This is a genomic window from Metamycoplasma faucium, from assembly GCF_045160055.1.
Lineage (GTDB): Bacteria > Bacillota_I > Bacilli_A > Mycoplasmatales > Metamycoplasmataceae > Metamycoplasma > Metamycoplasma faucium.
In genome coordinates this window covers 172,020-192,554 of sequence record NZ_CP088155.1, presented here as the reverse complement: position 1 = coordinate 192,554, position 20,535 = coordinate 172,020, and the positions used below count along the sequence as shown (strand labels likewise).

Annotated in this window: 17 protein-coding genes and 1 pseudogene; 4 read left to right on the top strand and 14 right to left on the bottom strand. The window is 23.3% G+C overall.

From position 1 onward, the window contains the following. Positions 1-66 precede the first annotated feature (66 nt). Positions 67-1,011, top strand: coding sequence for a GIY-YIG nuclease family protein (locus tag LQ356_RS00845; protein WP_405311869.1), 945 nt, complete (start codon positions 67-69; stop codon positions 1,009-1,011). A gap of 154 nt (positions 1,012-1,165) precedes the next feature. On the opposite strand, the gene LQ356_RS00840 is transcribed toward LQ356_RS00845, so the two are convergent. From LQ356_RS00840 to LQ356_RS00825, 4 genes are all read right to left on the bottom strand, one after another. Next, positions 1,166-2,419, bottom strand: a complete 1,254-nt coding sequence (locus LQ356_RS00840; protein WP_405311867.1) for an LlaJI family restriction endonuclease — start codon at positions 2,417-2,419, stop codon at positions 1,166-1,168. Positions 2,420-2,440: 21 nt separating this feature from the next. Further along, a complete protein-coding gene (locus LQ356_RS00835) occupies positions 2,441-4,159 on the bottom strand; it encodes an McrB family protein (RefSeq protein ID WP_405311865.1) in 1,719 nt (572 codons plus the stop codon). A 12-nt stretch (positions 4,160-4,171) separates the two neighbouring features. After that, positions 4,172-4,717 (bottom strand): cytosine methyltransferase, encoded by a 546-nt coding sequence (locus LQ356_RS00830; RefSeq protein ID WP_405311863.1) that lies wholly within the window; start codon positions 4,715-4,717, stop codon positions 4,172-4,174. A 345-nt stretch (positions 4,718-5,062) separates the two neighbouring features. Next, on the bottom strand, positions 5,063-5,314 hold the full coding sequence (locus LQ356_RS00825) for a hypothetical protein (protein ID WP_405311861.1): 252 nt from the start codon (positions 5,312-5,314) through the stop codon (positions 5,063-5,065). Between the two features lie 193 nt (positions 5,315-5,507). Here LQ356_RS00825 and LQ356_RS00820 point away from each other — a divergent pair, with 193 nt between their 5' ends. Both LQ356_RS00820 and LQ356_RS00815 read left to right on the top strand, forming a co-directional pair. After that, positions 5,508-5,795 (top strand): hypothetical protein, encoded by a 288-nt coding sequence (locus tag LQ356_RS00820; protein WP_405311859.1) that lies wholly within the window; start codon positions 5,508-5,510, stop codon positions 5,793-5,795. Positions 5,796-5,804: 9 nt separating this feature from the next. After that, positions 5,805-6,254, top strand: coding sequence for a DUF4143 domain-containing protein (locus LQ356_RS00815; RefSeq protein WP_405312185.1), 450 nt, complete (start codon positions 5,805-5,807; stop codon positions 6,252-6,254). A 15-nt stretch (positions 6,255-6,269) separates the two neighbouring features. Here LQ356_RS00815 and LQ356_RS00810 read toward each other — a convergent pair whose 3' ends face one another. From LQ356_RS00810 to LQ356_RS00790, 5 genes are read right to left on the bottom strand one after another with little or no spacing between them, the layout of a single operon-like run. Next, on the bottom strand, positions 6,270-9,389 hold the full coding sequence (locus LQ356_RS00810) for a type I restriction endonuclease subunit R (RefSeq protein WP_405311857.1): 3,120 nt from the start codon (positions 9,387-9,389) through the stop codon (positions 6,270-6,272). 25 nt (positions 9,390-9,414) lie between these two features. Beyond that, positions 9,415-10,020: a restriction endonuclease subunit S gene (locus LQ356_RS00805; protein ID WP_405311856.1), complete on the bottom strand. Its 606-nt coding sequence runs from the start codon at positions 10,018-10,020 to the stop codon at positions 9,415-9,417. Beyond that, positions 9,992-10,627 carry a restriction endonuclease subunit S gene (locus tag LQ356_RS00800; protein ID WP_405311854.1) on the bottom strand — a complete coding sequence of 212 codons (636 nt, stop codon included), beginning with the start codon at positions 10,625-10,627 and terminating at the stop codon, positions 9,992-9,994. The genes LQ356_RS00805 and LQ356_RS00800 overlap by 29 nt, the downstream gene beginning before the upstream one ends. After that, positions 10,599-11,894 (bottom strand): restriction endonuclease subunit S, encoded by a 1,296-nt coding sequence (locus tag LQ356_RS00795; protein WP_405311852.1) that lies wholly within the window; start codon positions 11,892-11,894, stop codon positions 10,599-10,601. Before LQ356_RS00795 ends, LQ356_RS00800 begins: the two co-directional genes overlap by 29 nt. Next, the gene (locus tag LQ356_RS00790) at positions 11,887-13,464 is read right to left on the bottom strand and encodes a type I restriction-modification system subunit M (protein ID WP_405311850.1); all 1,578 of its coding nucleotides are present in this window, start codon (positions 13,462-13,464) and stop codon (positions 11,887-11,889) included. The genes LQ356_RS00795 and LQ356_RS00790 overlap by 8 nt, the downstream gene beginning before the upstream one ends. Before the next feature lie 456 nt (positions 13,465-13,920). On the opposite strand from LQ356_RS00790, the pseudogene LQ356_RS00785 reads away from it, so the two are divergent. Next, positions 13,921-15,191, top strand: a pseudogene (locus LQ356_RS00785) (IS3 family transposase). 101 nt (positions 15,192-15,292) lie between these two features. Here LQ356_RS00785 and LQ356_RS00780 read toward each other — a convergent pair. The 5 genes from LQ356_RS00780 to LQ356_RS00760 all read right to left on the bottom strand — a co-directional run bounded on the left by LQ356_RS00780 (position 15,293) and on the right by LQ356_RS00760 (position 20,506). Further along, on the bottom strand, positions 15,293-15,775 hold the full coding sequence (locus LQ356_RS00780) for a hypothetical protein (protein ID WP_405311848.1): 483 nt from the start codon (positions 15,773-15,775) through the stop codon (positions 15,293-15,295). Beyond that, a complete protein-coding gene (locus tag LQ356_RS00775) occupies positions 15,750-16,220 on the bottom strand; it encodes a hypothetical protein (protein WP_405311846.1) in 471 nt (156 codons plus the stop codon). Before LQ356_RS00775 ends, LQ356_RS00780 begins: the two co-directional genes overlap by 26 nt. A 17-nt stretch (positions 16,221-16,237) precedes the next feature. Beyond that, on the bottom strand, positions 16,238-17,581 hold the full coding sequence (locus LQ356_RS00770; RefSeq protein ID WP_405311844.1) for an ATP-binding protein: 1,344 nt from the start codon (positions 17,579-17,581) through the stop codon (positions 16,238-16,240). Between the two features lie 167 nt (positions 17,582-17,748). Further along, complete coding sequence (locus LQ356_RS00765) at positions 17,749-19,002, bottom strand: ATP-binding protein (protein ID WP_405311842.1); 1,254 nt, start codon at positions 19,000-19,002, stop codon at positions 17,749-17,751. 217 nt (positions 19,003-19,219) lie between these two features. After that, on the bottom strand, positions 19,220-20,506 hold the full coding sequence (locus tag LQ356_RS00760) for an ATP-binding protein (protein WP_405311840.1): 1,287 nt from the start codon (positions 20,504-20,506) through the stop codon (positions 19,220-19,222). Between the last annotated feature and the right edge of the window lie 29 nt (positions 20,507-20,535).

Genomic DNA, 20,535 nt, shown 5'->3' with positions numbered 1-20,535 from the left:
TAAAACAATAAAACAAATAAAATATATTGTACAAATATTATTTATATTCTGCGATAATTTTTAATTATGAATAATTTTGATTTCAATAAAACTCACTTGACAACAATAAGATTAATATTACATGATGGAACATTGGATGGAATTTTAAGAATTACTACATTGAAATGACCTTTATCAGGGGTTATGTTAGTAAGTCCGAGGGAACATATAAACAAATTAATCAAACAATACAAAGAATGTGAAAATTGAGGTATTTATCTTTTAATATCCAAAGAACAAGTATATATAGGCCAAGCTTCAGAATTAAAATCAAGAATTAAACAACATTTACTAGGAAAAGATTGATGAGAAAGAGTTTTTATTTTCACAACTGATAATGATTCTTTAAATAGAGGAGATATTGACTATATTGAAGGAATTTTGATAAATCATGCGAATGAAGTTAAAAAATTAAATTCCGATAATAAAAAAAGTGGTAATAAAACAAATATTGATTATTATAGAAAAGCGGAATTAGATGAATATATTAGAGAATCTCTTTTCATTCTTAATTTTATTGGAGTTGATGTATTTGATTCTAAAATAAATACAAACAAAAAAATAACTTCCTTGACTAATTTAATTGAATCAAAACCAATAGAACAAATTAATAATAGAAATAAAAAAGAAATTTTTAATTATATAAAGTCAAAAATAAAAATTGATTTAAATAAAAACTCATTTTATAGCAAGTTTTATGAAAATAAAAAATCATATTGGTTAACATTAAAAAGTTACTCACTAAATAATGATATTAAAATAATATTAAATAATACTATTAAGCAGAAAATATTTGTTTTGCTTATTCCTGCTAAGACTTTTGATTTATCAATAAATAAAGAAGTCGGCAAGATTTATAAAACTAGAAATGATGATCGATTTGATCTTTATATAGATGATAATTTAATTGAAAAACAAAATAAAATCGATTTGTCAAGGTTTAAGATCCATGAAATTACATATAATAATTAATAAGAATATATTTTTCCTAAATCAATAAGGCGAATTCTTTAATCAATTCATCATATAAAATAATTATTTTTCTCTTGATTAAGAATAATTAATTTGTTTTAGTTATGTTTTTTCATCCTAATAACATAGATAATTATGAGTCTATTTTATTCATTTATTCATAACTACCATTTTCAATAATTAAACTTAATTTTTTCTTATCATTATCATGATTACCAACATAATTTTTAAGTAAGTATCTTGTATCTATAACAATTCCTTGAATTAATTCATAAGATTTAGGATTATCAATCCAATCTCCCGTAGCTTCAGCTACTAATCCATATGGTTTATCAATATTAAATTTATTATCAAACATATTGAAAGGCATAATAAATGCATTGAATACCAATGCGTTTTTTGCTTTTTTCCTTTTCACAAATTCGCCATATGTTATTTGTTTATTAATATCACTTGATTGAGGTAAGGCTTTTGGCCCCGAATCAGGAGACACTCCATATGGATAGTATTTAGCATCAAGTACATAATATTTTCCATTATAAATCATAATACTATCAGGTTCAAGGGCACTTACTAGTTTCCCCTTATTCAATCCATATTTTTTTTCTATTCATAATCCATGTGGAAAATAATCTTTTTTATTATCTTCTCCAAAAAAATTGTCTATCAATTTTTCCCATATTATTTCAAATTTATCAGTACCATAATAAAATTGTTTATTGATAGTTTTTTCATCTATAAAATTAATGATAGCAATCATAGATCTAAATAATTTTTTATCATTATCATTATTAGTATTTGATAACTTAGTATTAAGTGTAGAAATAAATAATTTTTTATCTAATAAAATATCAGGTTGTTCTGGTTTATTAATTGTATAAAGTCAACCTATAGCATTAAAACTCTCATAAACACAATATTTATGAATTTTTGTAATTAATCTATTAAAATTTGAGGTTGAAACACGAACCACTGGATTCAAATATAACATAGATTTTCCTTGAACCATCGGAGTTTGAGTCTTAATAGTTCTTGTTCAATTGATCTTGCCTTTATTATTAATTTTGTATGTTGTTTCTATTTCAGAATAATAAGAACCATTGTGATCAAAATAATAATTAATTACATTTAAGTAAGCCTGAATTGGAAATTCTACTTGTTGAGATTTTGTAGCTTCCTCCATATGTATGACTCTATCGGTTTTATCGGTAAATATTGCTAAAACATTAAATAGATTTTTTATATCTCTTTTAAGATCATTTTCTCTTTTTGGCAATTCATAACCCAAAGGAAAATAAATCAAAGGATTATTCGAATCAATTTTTACACCAACAAATCTATCATTAACCTTATTAGTATTTACATGGCAATGTTCTAGTAAATTAAAATGTTTATAATTAATAGACATTTAAAATCTCTCCATATGAATTTATTGCTTTTTTTCAACTAAAGTATTGCAAATATTTTCTTTAAACACTTTAAATCTATCATTCTTTTTTGAAGTAACAAATTTTTTAATAACATCTTCAAGCATTCGGGTATTATCTAAATCAAAAACGTCTTCTCTAGTGAACTTAAAAACGTCATCTCATAAATATTTCAAAACTTTTTCAGGGAATCTACTATTTCGTTTTTCATCATTCTCAAAATATTTTAAATCTTCATCATTGACAAAATGAGTACCTAATCTCTTATCCTCAGATGATGTTATTCCGATATTTTTAGATAAAATAATCTCATTGATTGAAGTAAGAAAATGTTTTCAAGTAACTTCAGTATCAAGAATTTTTGTTTTAGCAAAATTTGCTTCATTTTCATCATCAATAAACTCATTTTTAATCAACCTCATTTGTCATCTTCTTTGGAAAGCAGTGTCAAGAGTAAATACATTTTGATCACTAGTATTCATAGTACAAAGAATGCTCATATTAGAAGGAATAGAAACTTTGTGATTTTTATCACCATATATAATATTAGCAACATCATTATTAGTTATTTCATATTCACTAGCACCATCTTTATTTCTATCTAATAATTGAAATATGTCGCCAAAAATAGCTGGAGCATTTCCTCTATTTATTTCTTCAATAATCAAAAAATATTCTTTTTCAGGATTCAAATATGCTTTTTTTAGAAGATTTGTAAATGGGCCAGGAGCAAATTCATAAGATACACTTGAATCTTCATTCACTCTTGGTAAAATTTGTCCTACAAAATCGGAATAAGTATAATCGGGGTGAAATATAATCCTTTCCAATCTTTCATCATCATCGCAATATTCATGTTTAATAGTTCATGATTTGCCAGCACCAGGGACACCATATAAAATAATATTTCTTCCGCCTTTGAAACGTTCATTAACAATCTTTTCAACCTTATTTTTGCATGAAATATAACTTGATACTTCTAAAGGTAATTTGTGAAATTCACAAATTTTATTAATAATAGATTGAATATATTTTTCAAGTTGATGCTTTTGTTCTTCCAAATTAGATTTATTTATTATGTCAAAGATTTTGTCAAAATATACTTTACCATCTTTTCCAAATTTATATATTTTTTTAATTTCTAATAAATTCCTAAATTCATTTCCATTTAAGGATTTAAATTCATTAACATGATACAAAAAAGATCTAGTTATTTTATAATCATCATTTCCGTCTTTTCATAATAAAATATCCATCTGATTAATAGAATTGAAGCTATCATTAATTTTATCCAAGTATTCTTTAAATTTTTTATTAAAACTTTCTAATAATAAATTACCTAATTTTTGATCAATAGTGTCTTCTTCTGGCTTATTTATAATAAAAAAATCTTTAAATGAATTAGACAAAATATATTTATTATCATTTTCTTTATATAAAATTCCAAAATAACATAATAGCCTAATAAATTGCATAATCGTTGCTTCGTTATACACATTTAGTAAATTATTACTAATTTGCTTATATACTATTATTTTTTTATCATCATCGCAATTAAAAGTTGCTTCTCGTGTTTTATGTTCCTTGGAAAGAATTTCTAATTTAATTGAATAATCATTTTTTAATTTCATCATATTTATCAAATTATCATTTTTTATTCAATCTTTTATAACTTTAATATATAAATCTACATTAGTTCCAATCACTCAATAATGTATCATTTTTTTCCCCTTTTAATTAATAGATTTTAATGCTTGTTTCATAATATCTTTTATCAATAAATCAGGAATAGAACTTCTTTTAGAATATGAACCTTTTGCCATATGATCACTATTGCCTTTTTCGTGGTCTTTTAATAAACTTAATTTAATATTTGATTTGAAAATTGTAGGTTTTAAACTAAAACTATTATCATATGCAGAATAATATGTTCCATTCATTTCGCCAATAAAATTCCAATGATTTTCTTGAAATTCTCACGTTTTAGAAGTTTTAGGGTTTTCAATAATCCATACTTTTGGTTTGAAGTGTTTAATTACCATTATAGTTGCTCCAACTGTTGATTCACCAATAATTCTTCCTCTTTCTTTTTGTTCAAAAAATCGATGTTTAACTGGATGGCAAGTTTCATTATATCTTTCATAAAAGATACTATTTTTCACAATTCAATTGCCTTCTTTATCAATTGATCTAAACATTTTCCCATTGCAATCAGCACCTGATCAGCTTTCACAAGGAGGTGATGCTAAAATAATGTCTGGTTTCGGTAAACTAGACAATTGTTTTATTAAATTAAAATTATTTAAAGATAAATCAATTAAATGATAAAAATAGTCTTTAGACTCGTTGAATTTTATATCATTAATTCCTATAGAATGTACTTCAAAAATTCCATCATAATGTTTCTTTATTGCTTTCTTATATGATGAATATGCATCATCATATAAAGCTCAAACAATTATTTTGGAATTTGGATTCTTGCTATGCCCCCCCCCTAGTTAAAGGAGTGTTATTTTTAGAATTAATGTTCATAATTAATAAATTATATACAGATACAAAGAATATTTACATATAAGAGGTTATATATTTTTATCAAAAATAAATTGTTCTGTAAATTGAAAAGATTATTTTCTACATTTTTCAATATTTTTTGCTACATTTTCTAATTTATCTATATATAGGAATACGTTTAATAAATATATTAAAAAAATTTGCGATCAAAAAATTAAAGAAATATTAGAAATTTCTGGTGCTATTTGAATTCAAGGGCCTAAATGATGTGGAAAATCAACAACAGCAAAAACATTTTCAAAATCTAATATAGAATTACAAAATAATCAAACACTAGAATTAATTAAATTACAAATATCAAACAATTCTAGTCATTTTCTTGAAAAAGCAACACCTATACTAATTGATGAATGACAAAAAATACCTGAAATTTAAGATTTAATTAGATTAGAAGTTGACAAAAGAAATAAAAATGCACAATTTATTTTAACAGGTTCAAAAACTCCTGATACTACCGAAATTCACCATTCCAGTATAGGAAGAATAAACAAAATCAAAATGAGTACACTTTCATTATTTGAATCAAATGAATCTTTGGGTCAAATATCTCTTTCAAGAATTTTTAATAATGAGCAAGATAATTATTTTTTTGAAAGTGAAAAAGACTTAAAATTAGTTGAAGCAATTATAAAAGTTTATGCACGTAATGTTTCATCAATGGTTTCTAATAATACTATTAAAAAAGATATTGAATCAATATCAAATATAAAGGTAAGTGAGGAAAAAATAAGACAATTAGTTAATAAATTAATTGATTTATTTATCATTGATGAAGTTAAACTTTAAAACCCTAATTTAAGATCAAAAGCTATTATTAGAAATTCTAATGTTAACTATTTTTCTGATCCACCTATTCCTGCAAGTGCATTAAGTACTAATCCAAATGATTTATTTAATGATTTAAATACTTTTGGTTTATTATTTGAAAATCTTGTAATTAGAGATTTAAAAATATATGCAGAAAGTTTAGATGGAAAAATATTACATTATAGAGATAATAACAGCCTTGAAGTTGATGCTATTTTAAAATTGCCAAATGGCAAATGGGAATTAATTGAAATAAAATTAGGAAGCAATGATTCAATTGAAAAAGCTGCTAATAATTTAAAAAAACTAGCTTCAATTATTTCAAATAAAGAGAAATATTCAAAGCCTAGTTTTATGATGATAATTACCGCAGGAAATCAATCTTATATTAGACAAGACAAAATTATTGTTTGTCCCATTACATGTTTAAAAGATTAGTTTCTAAGATATGTTTTAATTAAAAGTTGGATTAAATTTATCAAAATGTTCTTTTAAAATATCAAATACTTTTTCTTTTTTTGAATGAGTTTCTTCACTAAAAATTGGATATTCTTTTTTATTAAAAATGTTGTTATATTTTTCACCAATTTTATTAATTTCATTATATTTAAAAGCATTTTGTATAAACAATTTAGTTTCGTTTTCTAACAATGAATATTTTGTAATAATAATTTCTAGTTCTTCATTTTGTTTGTCTTGGTTGAATAAACCTCATTCTTTATAAACATCTGTGTTTTTGTCAATAACTAATGTTCTTATAAATTCTTCAATAAGATCTTTCTTTTTACGCATGCCAAAGCTTGAAACAATATCATAATTAATAATATCAATAACTTCTTCTTTATTTTTAGATTCATTAATTAATTTTTTAGAAATTAAATTTATTATATAGTTAACATTAACTTCGGTAGATTTTATTAATTCATATTCAAATTCAACGTCTTCTAAAATGCTTGCTTGTTCAGCTTTTCTTAATTGATAGAATTCATCTCTTAAATCTGCATATTTCGATTGATATTGTTGTTCTTGTCGTTCTGAAATTTGTTCTGCTTCTAAAAATTCATCAAATCCTTTTAGTAGATTTTTCATTCTTAAGTATGCCGAATAAGTATTAACAAAATTTTTCTTGTCTTCTTCAGTTGCTAATTCTAAAATTTCTTCTTTACTATCAAACATAATTTTTTGATAATAATCTTTTATTTTTTGGATTATTGATAAATAATTTTCTTGATTATTTATTTCGCCTTTTTTGCTTTTCCCCTTATAGTAATAATCAAAATCATAAATTTTATATATTTTCTCATCTTTTGAAATTCCATCTGAAAAAATTAAAATAGCTTTATCAAAATCTTTTTCTGTGTTTCTAAAAGTAATTATATTTCCCCATTTTTTTACTGCGTTTAAAATACGATTTGTTCTTGAAAATGCTTGAATCAACCCATGATATTTTAATTTTTTATCTACCCATAATGTATTTAATGTAGGAGCATCAAATCCTGTTAAAAACATATTAACAACTATTACGATGTCAACGTCTCGATTTTTTAGTCTTCTGCTTAAATCTTTATAATAATCATTAAATCCATCCTTTTGAGATGTACTAAATGAAGTATTAAACATTTTATTATAATCACTAATTGCACTGTCTAAAAAATCACGAGAACTTTTATCTAATCCTTCTAAATTATCATTATTTTCATCTAACAAACCAGCTTCTGCATCTTCTTCTGATTCATTTTGAATATAGCTATATATTAAAGCTACTTTTAATTTTTTATCATTTGATAAATTTGATTGTTGATTTTTAAATTCTAAATAATATTTTTTAGCAGCACTAATTGAATCACAAGCAAAAATTGAGTTAAACCCTTTTACAACTTTTTTTGTGTTTTCATCTATTCTAATTGACACGTTTTCATTACGTCTAGTTTTTGCATCATATTTTTCTAATACATATTTAACTATTCCAGAAATTCTCTTGTCTGATAAATAAACTTCATCTTCATTAATAGAAGAAACTTTTTCATTTATATCTTCATTTTCTTTAATTCTTGCTTTGCCTACATAATCAATTTTAAATGGTAAAACATTGCCATCATGTATAGCTTTAGTTATTGTATAACTATGAAGTAAATCACCAAATATATCTTCTGTTGTAATTTTTCTTCTAAAATTATCTTTTATATTTGAATTAATTTGCATTATTGGTGTTCCTGTAAATCCAAAAGCAATATGATTTTTAAATGCATTTAATATAGTTTTATTTAGAGAACCAAACTGAGAGCGATGACATTCATCAAAAATTAAAACAACATTTTTGTTAAAAATCGGATTATTCCCTTTATGTTTTTTAACAAAAATAGCCATTTTTTGAATGGTTGTAATAACAATATTAACATCAAAATTGATATTTAATTTGCTTTCGAGTTGTTTTGAACGTGAAACAGAATCTGCTGCGCCTTTTTGAAATTTATTATATTCTTGCATAGTTTGATAGTCAAGATCTTTTCGATCCACAATAAAAATAACTTTATCTATTTGAGGTAAAGAAGAAGCTAATGTTGCGATTTTAAAAGATGTTAAAGTTTTACCACTTCCAGTGGTATGCCAAATAAATCCTCCTGCTTTAGGAGTTCCTAATATTTCTGGTTTGAGCAATGAATAAGAAATTTTATTTAAAACTCTTTCTGCTGCAACTATTTGATAAGGTCGCAAGACCATTAACATTTTTTCAGAGGTAAATACACAATATTTACATATAATGTTCAATAGTGTGTATCTCGAAAAAAATGTTTCAGTAAAATCGATTAAATCATGAATTGTATTATTTTTAGCATCAGCCCAAAAGGAAGTAAATTCAAATGAATTACTCGTTTTTGTTTTCTTATTAGAATTATCTTTCTCTTTAATTGATCTAATTCTAGTAGTATTTGAATAATATTTAGTTTCGGTTCCGCTTGAAATAACAAAAATTTGTACATATTCAAATAATGTATTTAAAAATGTATCTCGTTGGTATCTATTAATTTGATTAAATGCTTCTTTAAGGATAACACCACGTTTTTTTAATTCAATATGAACTAAAGGAAGACCATTAACTAAAATAGTTACATCATAAATAGTGTGTCTTCCTTTTTCTTCATTAGTTGCTGAATATTGATTAATAACTTGAAGAAAATTTTTATTAATGTTATTTATATCTAAAATTTTAATATTTTTATTTTTGCCATCATCACACAATAATGTAAAAATATTGTCTTTTTGAATTTTTTCAGATCTATTTTCAATTGAATCATTAGGTTTAATTAAATAGTCTTTGCATAAAGTATCTCATTCATTATCTGAGAATTTATAATCATTTAATTTTTCAATTTTAATTCTTAAATTTTTTAATAATTCTTTTTCATTTTTAATATGACTAGCATATTCATATCCTTGAGATACTAATTTTTCAATAAATTCTTTTTCAAGATTTGCTTCACTTTGATATTTATCAGAGGCATTATTTTTAGGAATAAATTCCCCTATTACGGTAGATTCATTTTGATTTGCTATAACTATTTGTTTTTTCATTATTGTATGTCCTTTATTTTATTTATTAAAATTTTAGCAATAAATTAAGATAGTATTTATATTGTTTTTTTCTTTGTTCAATTTCAATAGGTAATCCGGTTTTAATATCTTTTGCATAATTAGATAGTTTGTCTAAAATTTCAACAATTTTATTTTGTATTTTGAAAGAAGGGATTGGGATTTTTATTTCTTCGATTTGTTTTTTGGATATTGCCGGTATGGTCGCAATTGTTCTAATGTTTGAAATTTTGCATTGCATATTTTTTAATTGATAATATAAAAATTTCTTGTTTAAATTAATATCATTTGTCAATAACACGTAGCAGCTGTTTCCTGCTCAAAATTTTGTTTCAACATAATTTACAAATCCTGCATCTCCTCTTGCTGAAATTATTACACTATTAGCCTCATTATTATATTTTTCATAATAACCTGTATTTTTTATTCCTCCATTGAAAACAGGATATATAGATTTTTCTCCATTATTTTGGAAATTTTTATGTATAAATTCACCTATTTTTACATTACAAATTTTATCTAAGCTTTTATACTCAAAACTATAAAACAATTCATTATATATACTATTTAATAGTTCAATGTAGCTATTCGCTAATGCCCCCCCCCTGCGCATTAGCTTTGAAATCTAATAATAGATTACCATAGTATTCATATTGTTTTTGTCTTTGTTCAATTTCAAGAGGTAGCCCAGTTTTAATATCTTTTGAATAATCTTGTAATTTATCTAAAATAGTGACTATTTTTGCTTGAATTTCAATAGAAGGAATATCTATTTCAAAGTTTTTTAAATCTTCTATGCTAATTCCGGGTATTGTAGTACCACGGATTAATTTTGATATGTCATCATATTTAGATTTCAAAAGATAAAAAAGAAATTTATTATTAATAAAATTTTGATTAATCGGTTTGATTATGAAACAATGTGCGCTTGCTCAGAATTTTGTTTCTATAAAACTAACTAATCCTGCAGAACCACCTTGATTAAGAATAATAGAATTTTCTTCTTGATTATATTTATCATAAAATCCTGAATGTGTTTTTCCTCCATTATAAACAGGGAACTCACCATTACTTATAAATTTTTCTTTATTTAATTGTTGACCTTTTAATATATTTGCTATCTCATCTAATTTTCTAAATTCAATTGAATATAACAATTTTTGTTCAGTTGAATTGAGAAGTTCGATGTAATTATTGGCTAATGCCCCCCCCTTGTGCATTAGCTTTGAAATCTAATAATAAATTACGATAGTATTCATATTGTTTTTGTCTTTGTTCAATTTCAAGGGGTAATCCTGTTTTAATATCTTTTGAATAATCTTGTAATTTATCAAGGATATTAACTATTTTTGTTTGAATTTCCAATGAAGGGATAGGAATTAACAAGTTTAATACTTGTTCTTTATTTAAATTTGTTTGATCAACGCCATTGTCATATTTTAATATTTTTTCATTTCTATTCAAAATATAAAATAAAAATTTTGGATTTATTTTATTTTTATTTATTATTGACAATTTACAAATTCTTTGATTAACAGCATAAATGTTGTTTTGCTCAACAAAATAACATTTCCCTAATGCTTTTCCATTGGGCAAATCACTCAAAACCATTGTTATATCTTCTTTTTTAGCAAGCGTCAATACTCTGCTTGCTTTTTTAAATGTGAGGCCTTCACTTGAAATAAATTTTGAATTAATTATTTTATAATCACCATTTACATTAACAAAGGGTTCATGTCCTTTTCCATTTTCATAAATAACTATTTCACTCAATGACTGTTCTATTATTTTATTATCAATTTCTTTATTATCTTTTTCAAATAATTTTTGTAATAATTTTTGATTATTGTCAAAATCTAATAGTTTGTTACGATAATATTGATACTGTTTATCTCTAGCTTCTAGTTCAGCTTCTAGTTCAGCTTCTAGCTGAGTAAAAGTATCCAAGATTTTGACTATTTCATTTTGAATTTCTATTGGAGGAATTGGAATACATATATTTTGAAATTGCGATTTAGATAAATTAAATCTAGTAACACCATTACAACATTTAATTATCTTTCCCCTAACGTCATCAGATCTAAATAAATATTTTAAAAAATCAATATTAAATAAATGTGTATCATCAACTCGTAGGCCAAAACAAAAGCTATTCAAATAAACATCTTCGTTTAATGAAAAATTTATAATCGAAGACATTCCACATTCTTCTGCGGTTTCTGATGACCCAGTAAACAATACATCACCGTATTTCACCTTATTTTGTTTCTCATTTTCATTAATTTGTACATTTTCCAATTCTTTAACATTTATTGACAAATTATTAAAAACATTTAAATATGTAATATATTTAGAATTAGCTTGATTATTAAAATCATTTTTTGTTTTACCTGATAATCCATTATATAAAATTGCTATATCTTTTATTTTCTTATACCCGACCCCATTAGGACACATTTCCTTAATTAATTTTTCAATTTTATTCATCTTCAACCTCTAGATCTTGAATTAATCTATCGATTTCTTTTCTTAAAAAATCATTTTTCTTAACAATTTCTTGAATTTGATTATTTAAAACTTTAATATCTATTTTTTCAGATGTGTCTTCTTTTTCTATATAAGTATTAACTGATAAATTAAAATTATTATTTTCAATTTGTTCTATTGAAGCAACATAAGAAAAATCTTTAACATTTTTTCTTTCTCTCAAAGCTTGCAAGATATTTTCAATATTATTGTCTGTTAATTTATTATTTTTATCAACCTTTATAAATTCTTTAGATGCATCAACAAATAAAATATTAGTATTATTTTTATTTTTTCTTAATACTAAAATACATGTTGAAATAGATGTACCATAAAATACATTATCAGGAAGTTGAATTACTGCATCAATGCAATTTAATGTTTTAACTAAGTATTCTCTAATTCTTTGTTCAGCATTTCCTCTATATAAAATACCAGGAAATTCAACAACAGCAGCAGTTCCATTTGCTGCTAGATGATGAATAATATGTAAAACAAAAGCATAGTCTGCTTTTGATTTAGGAGCAAAAGAAGTTACATTAAATCTTTCATCGTTTGCTAAAGCAGGATCATCCTCACCGTCTCATTTAATTGAATATGGGGGATTTGAAACAATAGCTTCAAATGGTTTTTGATCTAAATGTTTAGGATCTTTTAATGTATTTCCATATGCTATATTAAATTGGTCAAAATTAATATCATGTAAAAACATATTAATTCTTGCTAAATTAAATGTTGTTAAATTAATTTCTTGACCAAAAAATCCACGTTTAATATTATCTTTACCAAGAATTTTTGCATATTTTAATAATAAAGAACCAGACCCACAGGCGGGGTCATAAACTTTATCAATTTCAGTTTTATTTCTTAATTGAGGATCATTAAAATCAATAATAGTAATTTTAGCCAAAAGTTCACTAACTTCTTGAGGAGTGAAGAATTCCCCCCCCGATTTTCCTGCATTTTTAGCATACATTGTCATCAAAAATTCATATGCATCACCAAATACATCAATAGTATTATTTTTATAATCACCCAAATTAAATGAATTAACAGCTTCTAAGATTTTGACTATTTTTTCATTTCTTTCTCGAACAGTATTACCTAATTTTGGACTATTAAAATTTGCATCCGAAAACAAACCATTTATGTCGCCCTCAGATTCCATTCCTTTAGCTGAAGTTTCAATTGAAAGAAAAATATTAGTTAATGTTTCATTTAAATTTTCATCATTTCTACAATTTTTAACTATATTTTGAAATAACTCAGATGGTTTAATAAATAAACCTTTTACATGTATTATATCTTCTTTACCTATCAATGCTTTCTCATCTGACATTTCTTCATAATTAATATTTGGATCTAAATTTTTAACATAATTAGATATATTTTCAGAAATGAATCTATAAAACAAAATTGTTAAAATATATTGTTTAAAATCTCACCCATCAACAGAACCTCTTAAATCATTAGCAATTTTTCAAATTGTTTTATGTAGTTCATTTCTTTCTTCTTCTTTTTTATTATTCATATAATTTCCTTAATTAATTTTTATAACTTTAATTTTGTAATAATTAATTAAATTATAAATAATTTATCAATATATTCTTATAAGTTAAGTGTCTCAAACTTCACTATTCTTAATTTTTAAAATAAAAGCAAAAAACCACACCAAAGACGATGTTAAGTATTTATAACCTTATGCCTTTATATTCAAAATTTTTAAATAGTGTTTTGATTATTGAGTATTTTTTTACTATAACAACAGAACATAGAAAATAATAAAAAAATAAATTAGAGGATAAATTAAATAGTAAAAATTACTAATCGTCGGAAAATATTTAATTAAAATTCATCATTGGAATATAGGTTTGAAATAATGAATATTCAATAAAAAAACAACTAATTAAAATAAACTTGGACAAAAAATTAGACTCATAATTAACGTTATGAGTTTTTTTATCATTTTTAAGAAAAGAGGGATTTAATGGGTAGACACTTAAAGAAAAATGAATGATTAAAAGTTTTTAATTTATACGAACTATATATTAACTATGACATAACAAAAAAGAATTTATGTCTAAATACATTCGAATAACAAAGAAAAATATCAATTATTGAAAGAATGTTTTACATTTGATTAAAACTAAATTTAATAATTATAATTTAGGTATGAATATAGAATCACAGACCGGGAAAGCTCCTAAAAAAGGCAAAAACGTTGGTAGAAGAAAAAAGAATAAAAAGGATGATGAATTAAGAGAAAAATTGCAAGATGAAGCATTGAGTAAATTAAGTAAAGAAGATCTTAAAAAATTAATACTAAACGTTTATTATGAAATAATACTTGATAAATATAAAAGTAAAAATTTGGACGAAGTTGTAAAGAAAATTAAAAAGACAATTTCAAATAAATTAACAAACGCTGGAATAATGAATGTATTAGGTATAAAAAAATCCACCTTTTACTATAAATTGAAAAATAAAAGCAATAGCAAAACACAAAAAATTAAATATGAAATGGAAATAGTTAAAGCTTTTAATACAAATAAAGGTAGATTTGGAAGAGAAAGACTATCTATTTTTCTAAAGAAAAATAATAATATTTCAATAAATGCACGCACTTTAGGTAGATATATGCAAAAACTTAGCTTGCATTGTTCAATAAGACAAGCAAAAAGAAAACGTGAAGTAAAGAATACAAATGTAAAATTTTTAAACATCGCTAATCGAGATTATGATGGAAAAAATAATGATATTTATGCTACTGATGTGTCATACATTCCTTCACCAAAAGATGTGAGAGAAAATCATGTTTATCTATCAGTATTAATTCATCACAAGACCAAAAAAATTGTAAGTTGAAATTTATCAAAAAACAATGATGTTTTTCTTGTAATGAAACATATTTCATCAACAAAATTTCCGTCTAATTTTATAATTCATTCAGATCATGGATATCAGTATTCTTCACATGATTATCTAAATTTTATGAAAAAACATAATGGAATTATTTCAATGTCAAGAGTTGGAAATTCTTTAGATAACAGAGAAATTGAATATTTCTTCTCAATATTAAAAACTGAAATTTTTCCTATTTTTCAACAAAAAGTTAGAACATTAACATTTGATGAGTTAAGAGAGAAAATTGACCAATTTATTAATTGATATAATAATGAAAGATTTATTAAGAAATTCAATTTAAAAACCCCTCACGAGTTATGAGAGGCATATACAAAACAAATAAATTGAGTCTAATTAATTTGTCCTAGTTTAAAAATGTCTGTATTTTTATTAAATTAATAGAAAAATCAGCTTATGATTTTGTAAATCCTACATTTTTAAAGAGTTCTATTTTGTTACTGTAAATTATTAAAATCAAATGACTTATTTTTTAAAATAAAATTCCTTATTTTCATTAATGAAATAGCCTTAATATTGAAACTTTTATCAATTCAGTCTAAATGACTTTTTATTTTTAAAACATCAATATTTAATAAATAAGATTTATTTTTATGTAAAAATGTCTCCACTTCTACAGGTCGATTGTTATCAAAAAAAATTGAATAACTATAAAATGTTGATTTTTCTTTTTGGCTAGAATCATCATAGAATTTTAAATTTATTGAAAATTTTTTAGATCTAAGTTCTTTTAAAAATTCATGTGATTTTTCAGATTTATCAATAGTATTAAGATCTATTTTTTTCTCTTCATAATCAATGAATTCTTTGATTATGAAACTATATAATTTCATAGAATCAAATGTAGGACAAAGTGAAATAGAAGAATTTTTAATTTTTTCTTCAAATGAATCTCTATAAACTATTCTTTTTTTTATCATCTGAGTTATAATTTTTAACTTCCATTATATATTCATATGCATTAATAATATTTTTTATATATATTATTTTTTTTAACGCTTTTTTTCAAAATCTACGAAAATATATTATTTCCTTTAAAGTTAGCGTTTTTTTTCAATAAGATGATTCAAGATTAAATGGATCAAAATCAAAATTATTATTAATTATTAGATATTTAAATCTAGGAAATCCATTCGCCAAAAATGATTGATGTCTTAAAGCAGTCGTAATATCTTTCATATTTTGATTTCACAATAAACTAGGATTTAAATATTGGTAAATATTATAAAATTTGTAAATATTTACAAATGTATTATTTATCATTTTATTTTTTATATATGGGCATAAAGTAAAACATACAAATGAAAAAATTGTAATAACTCCTCCAAATATACTAATAATATATAGTGTCATATTTTCTGTCATATTTTCCCTTTAAATTTTTAAAATGCATTTATATCAATAATTTGATTTTTTTCTAGAGGTTCTTTTTTAATAAACATAATCATATATATTGGTAAATAAATGACTTTGTTTTTTAGTTCCAAATTTCCATTGCAAAAAACATAACCTTTTTCTAAATCAAATGCATTATTATTTAATAAATTATTTAATGCTGAATGTCTTTTATAATCTTTTCCGCTCTTTATTTCAATTGGAATAACTTTGCTATTTTCTTCTATTAAAAAATCAATTTCTCCATATTTTTTATTTGAATGAAAAAACAAATTATAGTTATGTGCTATTAGTTCTTGCGCTATTACATCTTCATAAATTGCTCCATAATTTCCAACATCTTCATTTAATATACTTGCTTGATTTCCTTCATACATTTTATAAGTTAATAATCCAACATCAGATAAGAAAAGTTTAAAAAGAGTTCTTTCTTTGTTTGCCAATAAAGGGTATGTAGGATTTTTTACATTATGTACAAATAAACCAGTACCACTATTTTTTAATCACGAAAATGAAGTTTCTAATTTATAGAATCTTGCTTTTTCATTTAAATTTTTAAGAATAAATCTTTTGTTTTGAGAATTTAATTCACTAGGTATTAAATCATATATTTCTTGTATCAGTAATTTATTATTTTTTTCATATTTTGAAATGTCATATCTATATGCAAAGTCAATATCATTTAAAACTTGGTTAACCTTATATACATTCCTTGTATTAACAAATTCAGAAACTGCTTTAGGCATTCCTCCAACTACTAAATATATATGAAATAAATTCAAAAATTGTTTATGAATAATTGGGTCAACTATTTCTTTATTTTTAAAACATTTTTCCAAATATGAAATAGTTTGTGAATTAGTGCCTAATGCCGTTATAAATTCTTCAAAATTCATAGGATACATTTGCATAACTTGCAAATAACCAGTTGGAATAGATAATATTTCATTCATTTTAATACCTAACAAAGATCCTGAAAATATAAATCTATATTTCGAATTTTGAATTAAGAATTTTATTGGAGTAATGGCATCTTTTGCTTCTTGAATTTCATCAACAAAAATAATAGTTTTATTTTCTACCATTTCGGTTTTAGTAAATGAAGAAATTCTTAATAATAAATCTTCCGAATCTTTTGATGTATTAAAAGCTTCTAAAGCTAATTTGTTTTCAATTAAATTTATCTCAATATAATTTATTTTTTTATTTTTCTTTAGAAATTCTTGAATAGTTGTAGTTTTTCCTATTTGTCTAGCACCATCTATTAAAAGTGCATTTTTGGTATTATTATATCATTCATTTATAGATGTACTTATTTGTCTTTTAAACATAATTCATTCCTTTTTTTGCATTTTTCCAACCAAATTATAATATAAAAATTGCATTTTTCCAACCAAAAAAGTACCCTAAAATTACATTTTTCCAACTTTTTGAGAAAATAAATTAAAAAGTAGATTAACGATAAGCTTTTTTCTTACAAAATATCCATTTATACTTTTTATTCTTTTCACAACAAATCTTCAAATAGTAAGAAATCTTTAATACTCATAGTTATTATTCCATTTTCATCTTTTTTTCTTTTAATATCATCATGAACAATGATTATTTTTTTAAAGAAATCTTTTGTATTTAGAAAAGGTCTGATTTCTTGTTTTAATTTTTCATCAGTTGGCAAATGATAAGATGATTGTATATAAACCTTACTATTTCCTTTGTTTACAATAAAATCTATTTCAATTGATTTTCGCACAAAAAAGCCATTGTTATTTTTTTCAGATATCTCAACAACACCTATATCAACAGAAAAACCACGATATATTAGTTCATTATAAATAATATTTTCCATTATATGGTTTTCTTCAATTTGTCTAAATCCTAGCCTTGCGTTTCTTAGACCAATATCTGAAAAATAATATTTGTATGGAGTAGTAATATATTTCTTGCCTTTAATATCATATCTAGTAGATTTATTTATTAAAAATGAATCCTCTAATATCTTTAAATATAAATCTAAAGTATTTTTAGATATATTTATATTTTTAGATTTAAAAGAATTTGACAACTTATATGAATTAGTTAATGAACCAATATTGGAAGCTAAAATTGCTAATAATTCCATCAAATTACTATCATTTTTAATTTTGTATCTTTCTTTAATATCTTTTAAATATATTTCATTATACAAATTAGATAAATATTCCATTTTATCTAATTCATTTTTTTGTAATGCTACAAAAGGCATCCCTCCATAAACTGTAAATAATTTAAAAGCTTCATTAAAATCTAATTTTAGTCCTTTGTAAAATTCATAAAAACTTAAGGGAAAAACATGAATTTGATCGCCTCTTCCTCTAAATTCAGTAATAATATCATTTGATAAGAATTTTGAATTTGAACCAGTTACATATATATCTAAATTTGATATTTTTAACCAACCATTTAATACTTTAACAAAATCTTGAACTTCTTGTATTTCATCAATAAACACATAATATTTATCATCATCAATAATTTTACTTTTTACATATTCATTTAATTTGTAAGCATCTAATAAATATTCATTTTCTAATTCATCAAGTGAAATCATAATAATATGATCTTTATTAATACCGATTTTTATTAAATATCTATAAAAAATTTGATTAAGCAAATATGATTTTCCACATCTCCTTATTCCAGTTATTATTTTAACTAAACCATTATTCATTTTTGATATTAATTTTGACAAATATCTATTTCTTACTATCTCCATTTTTACTCCATTGACAATTTTTGCAAGTTTTGTACTTTTTTGTTAATATAATTATATATTAATATCCTTAAATAACTATTTTAATGACAATTTTTGCAAGTGTTACATTTTTTTGTCAATTATAAATGCATACATAATATAAAATAACTATTAAATTTGTCTTAAATTATGTTATGATATGAAAAATAACACAAATTTTTGCGATATTCAATATTTTTTAATCTTTTAAAAAAGTTATAGGTACTACATATATATCATCACTTCTTTGATATGACTCATTGCCCGCTGTTATTATCATCATAAAAGAAGGTTTTCTATTATAAGTTTGTAATTCAAATTGTAATTTTTTTAAATTATTAGCAGCTTTATCTATCCCTTCTTTACTACCTAATTTAATTTCAATTAGTGCATACTCTCCGTCAGGAAGAACAATAATAGAATCTATTTCTAAGCCATTTTTATCCCTGTAATGATAAATATTTCCATCTAACTTATCAACATAAATTCTTAAATCTCTTACACATAAATTTTCAAATAAAATTCCAAATGTATTTAAGTCCCATATCAAATTATTAGGAGTTATATTTAATGCTTGTGAAGCAATAGATGGATCAACTAAATATTTAGTTCTTGAATTCCTTATTACAGTTTTAGATCTTAATTTTGGACTTCAAGCTTCCATTTCTTCAATAATAAAAATATCTTTTAGTTTCTTAATGTAATTATTTATTGTTTGATCACTAATATTTATATTTTCAAATTTTTCAATATCATTTTTTATAGTTATTAAAGATGAAGATTGAGAAGCACAATTTCTTGAATAACTTTTCAAAACTGCATGTACAAAATTAGATTTAATATTTTTTGAATTAAACAAAATATCACTTTTAATTAAATTAGAATAATATTGTTTAGACAAAAATAATGCATCACTTTTATTTGGTTGCAATACAGTTTCAGGCCAACCTCCTCTGCAAATATAAAATGCAATTTCATCTAAAAAAATATTTTGTTTATGAAATATATTTAGATTTTTTTTATTATAAAATAAATCGCTAAGAGATATATATCCTTTTGATTCCTTTGATTCAAACAAAGAAAGAGGGCGCATTGTCATTCTATTTATTCGGCCTATTCCTGAATGTTTTAATTCAATATTTGATGTAGGCAAAGTTGAGCCAGTTATAATAAATTGCCCTTTGTTGTTCTCTCTTTCATCTATTTGATATCTTATTGCATTTCAAATAAAAGGTATTTCTTGTCATTCATCAATTAATAAAGGCGTTGGCTTATTTAAAAACTCATTAGGATTTCTTTCTGCTAATAATTTACTTGAAATTATTTGTCCTTCATCATGCATATTTATAACTGATTTTGCAAAAATCTTAGCAGTTGTAGTTTTACCACATCATTTTGGGCCTTGTATTCAAACACAACCACTAAGTCTAAGCATTTTTTCTAAAGTTGACTCACAAATTCTTTTTAGATATTTATCGTTTTTCATGTCTTTATTATACCGTAATTTTGGCATTT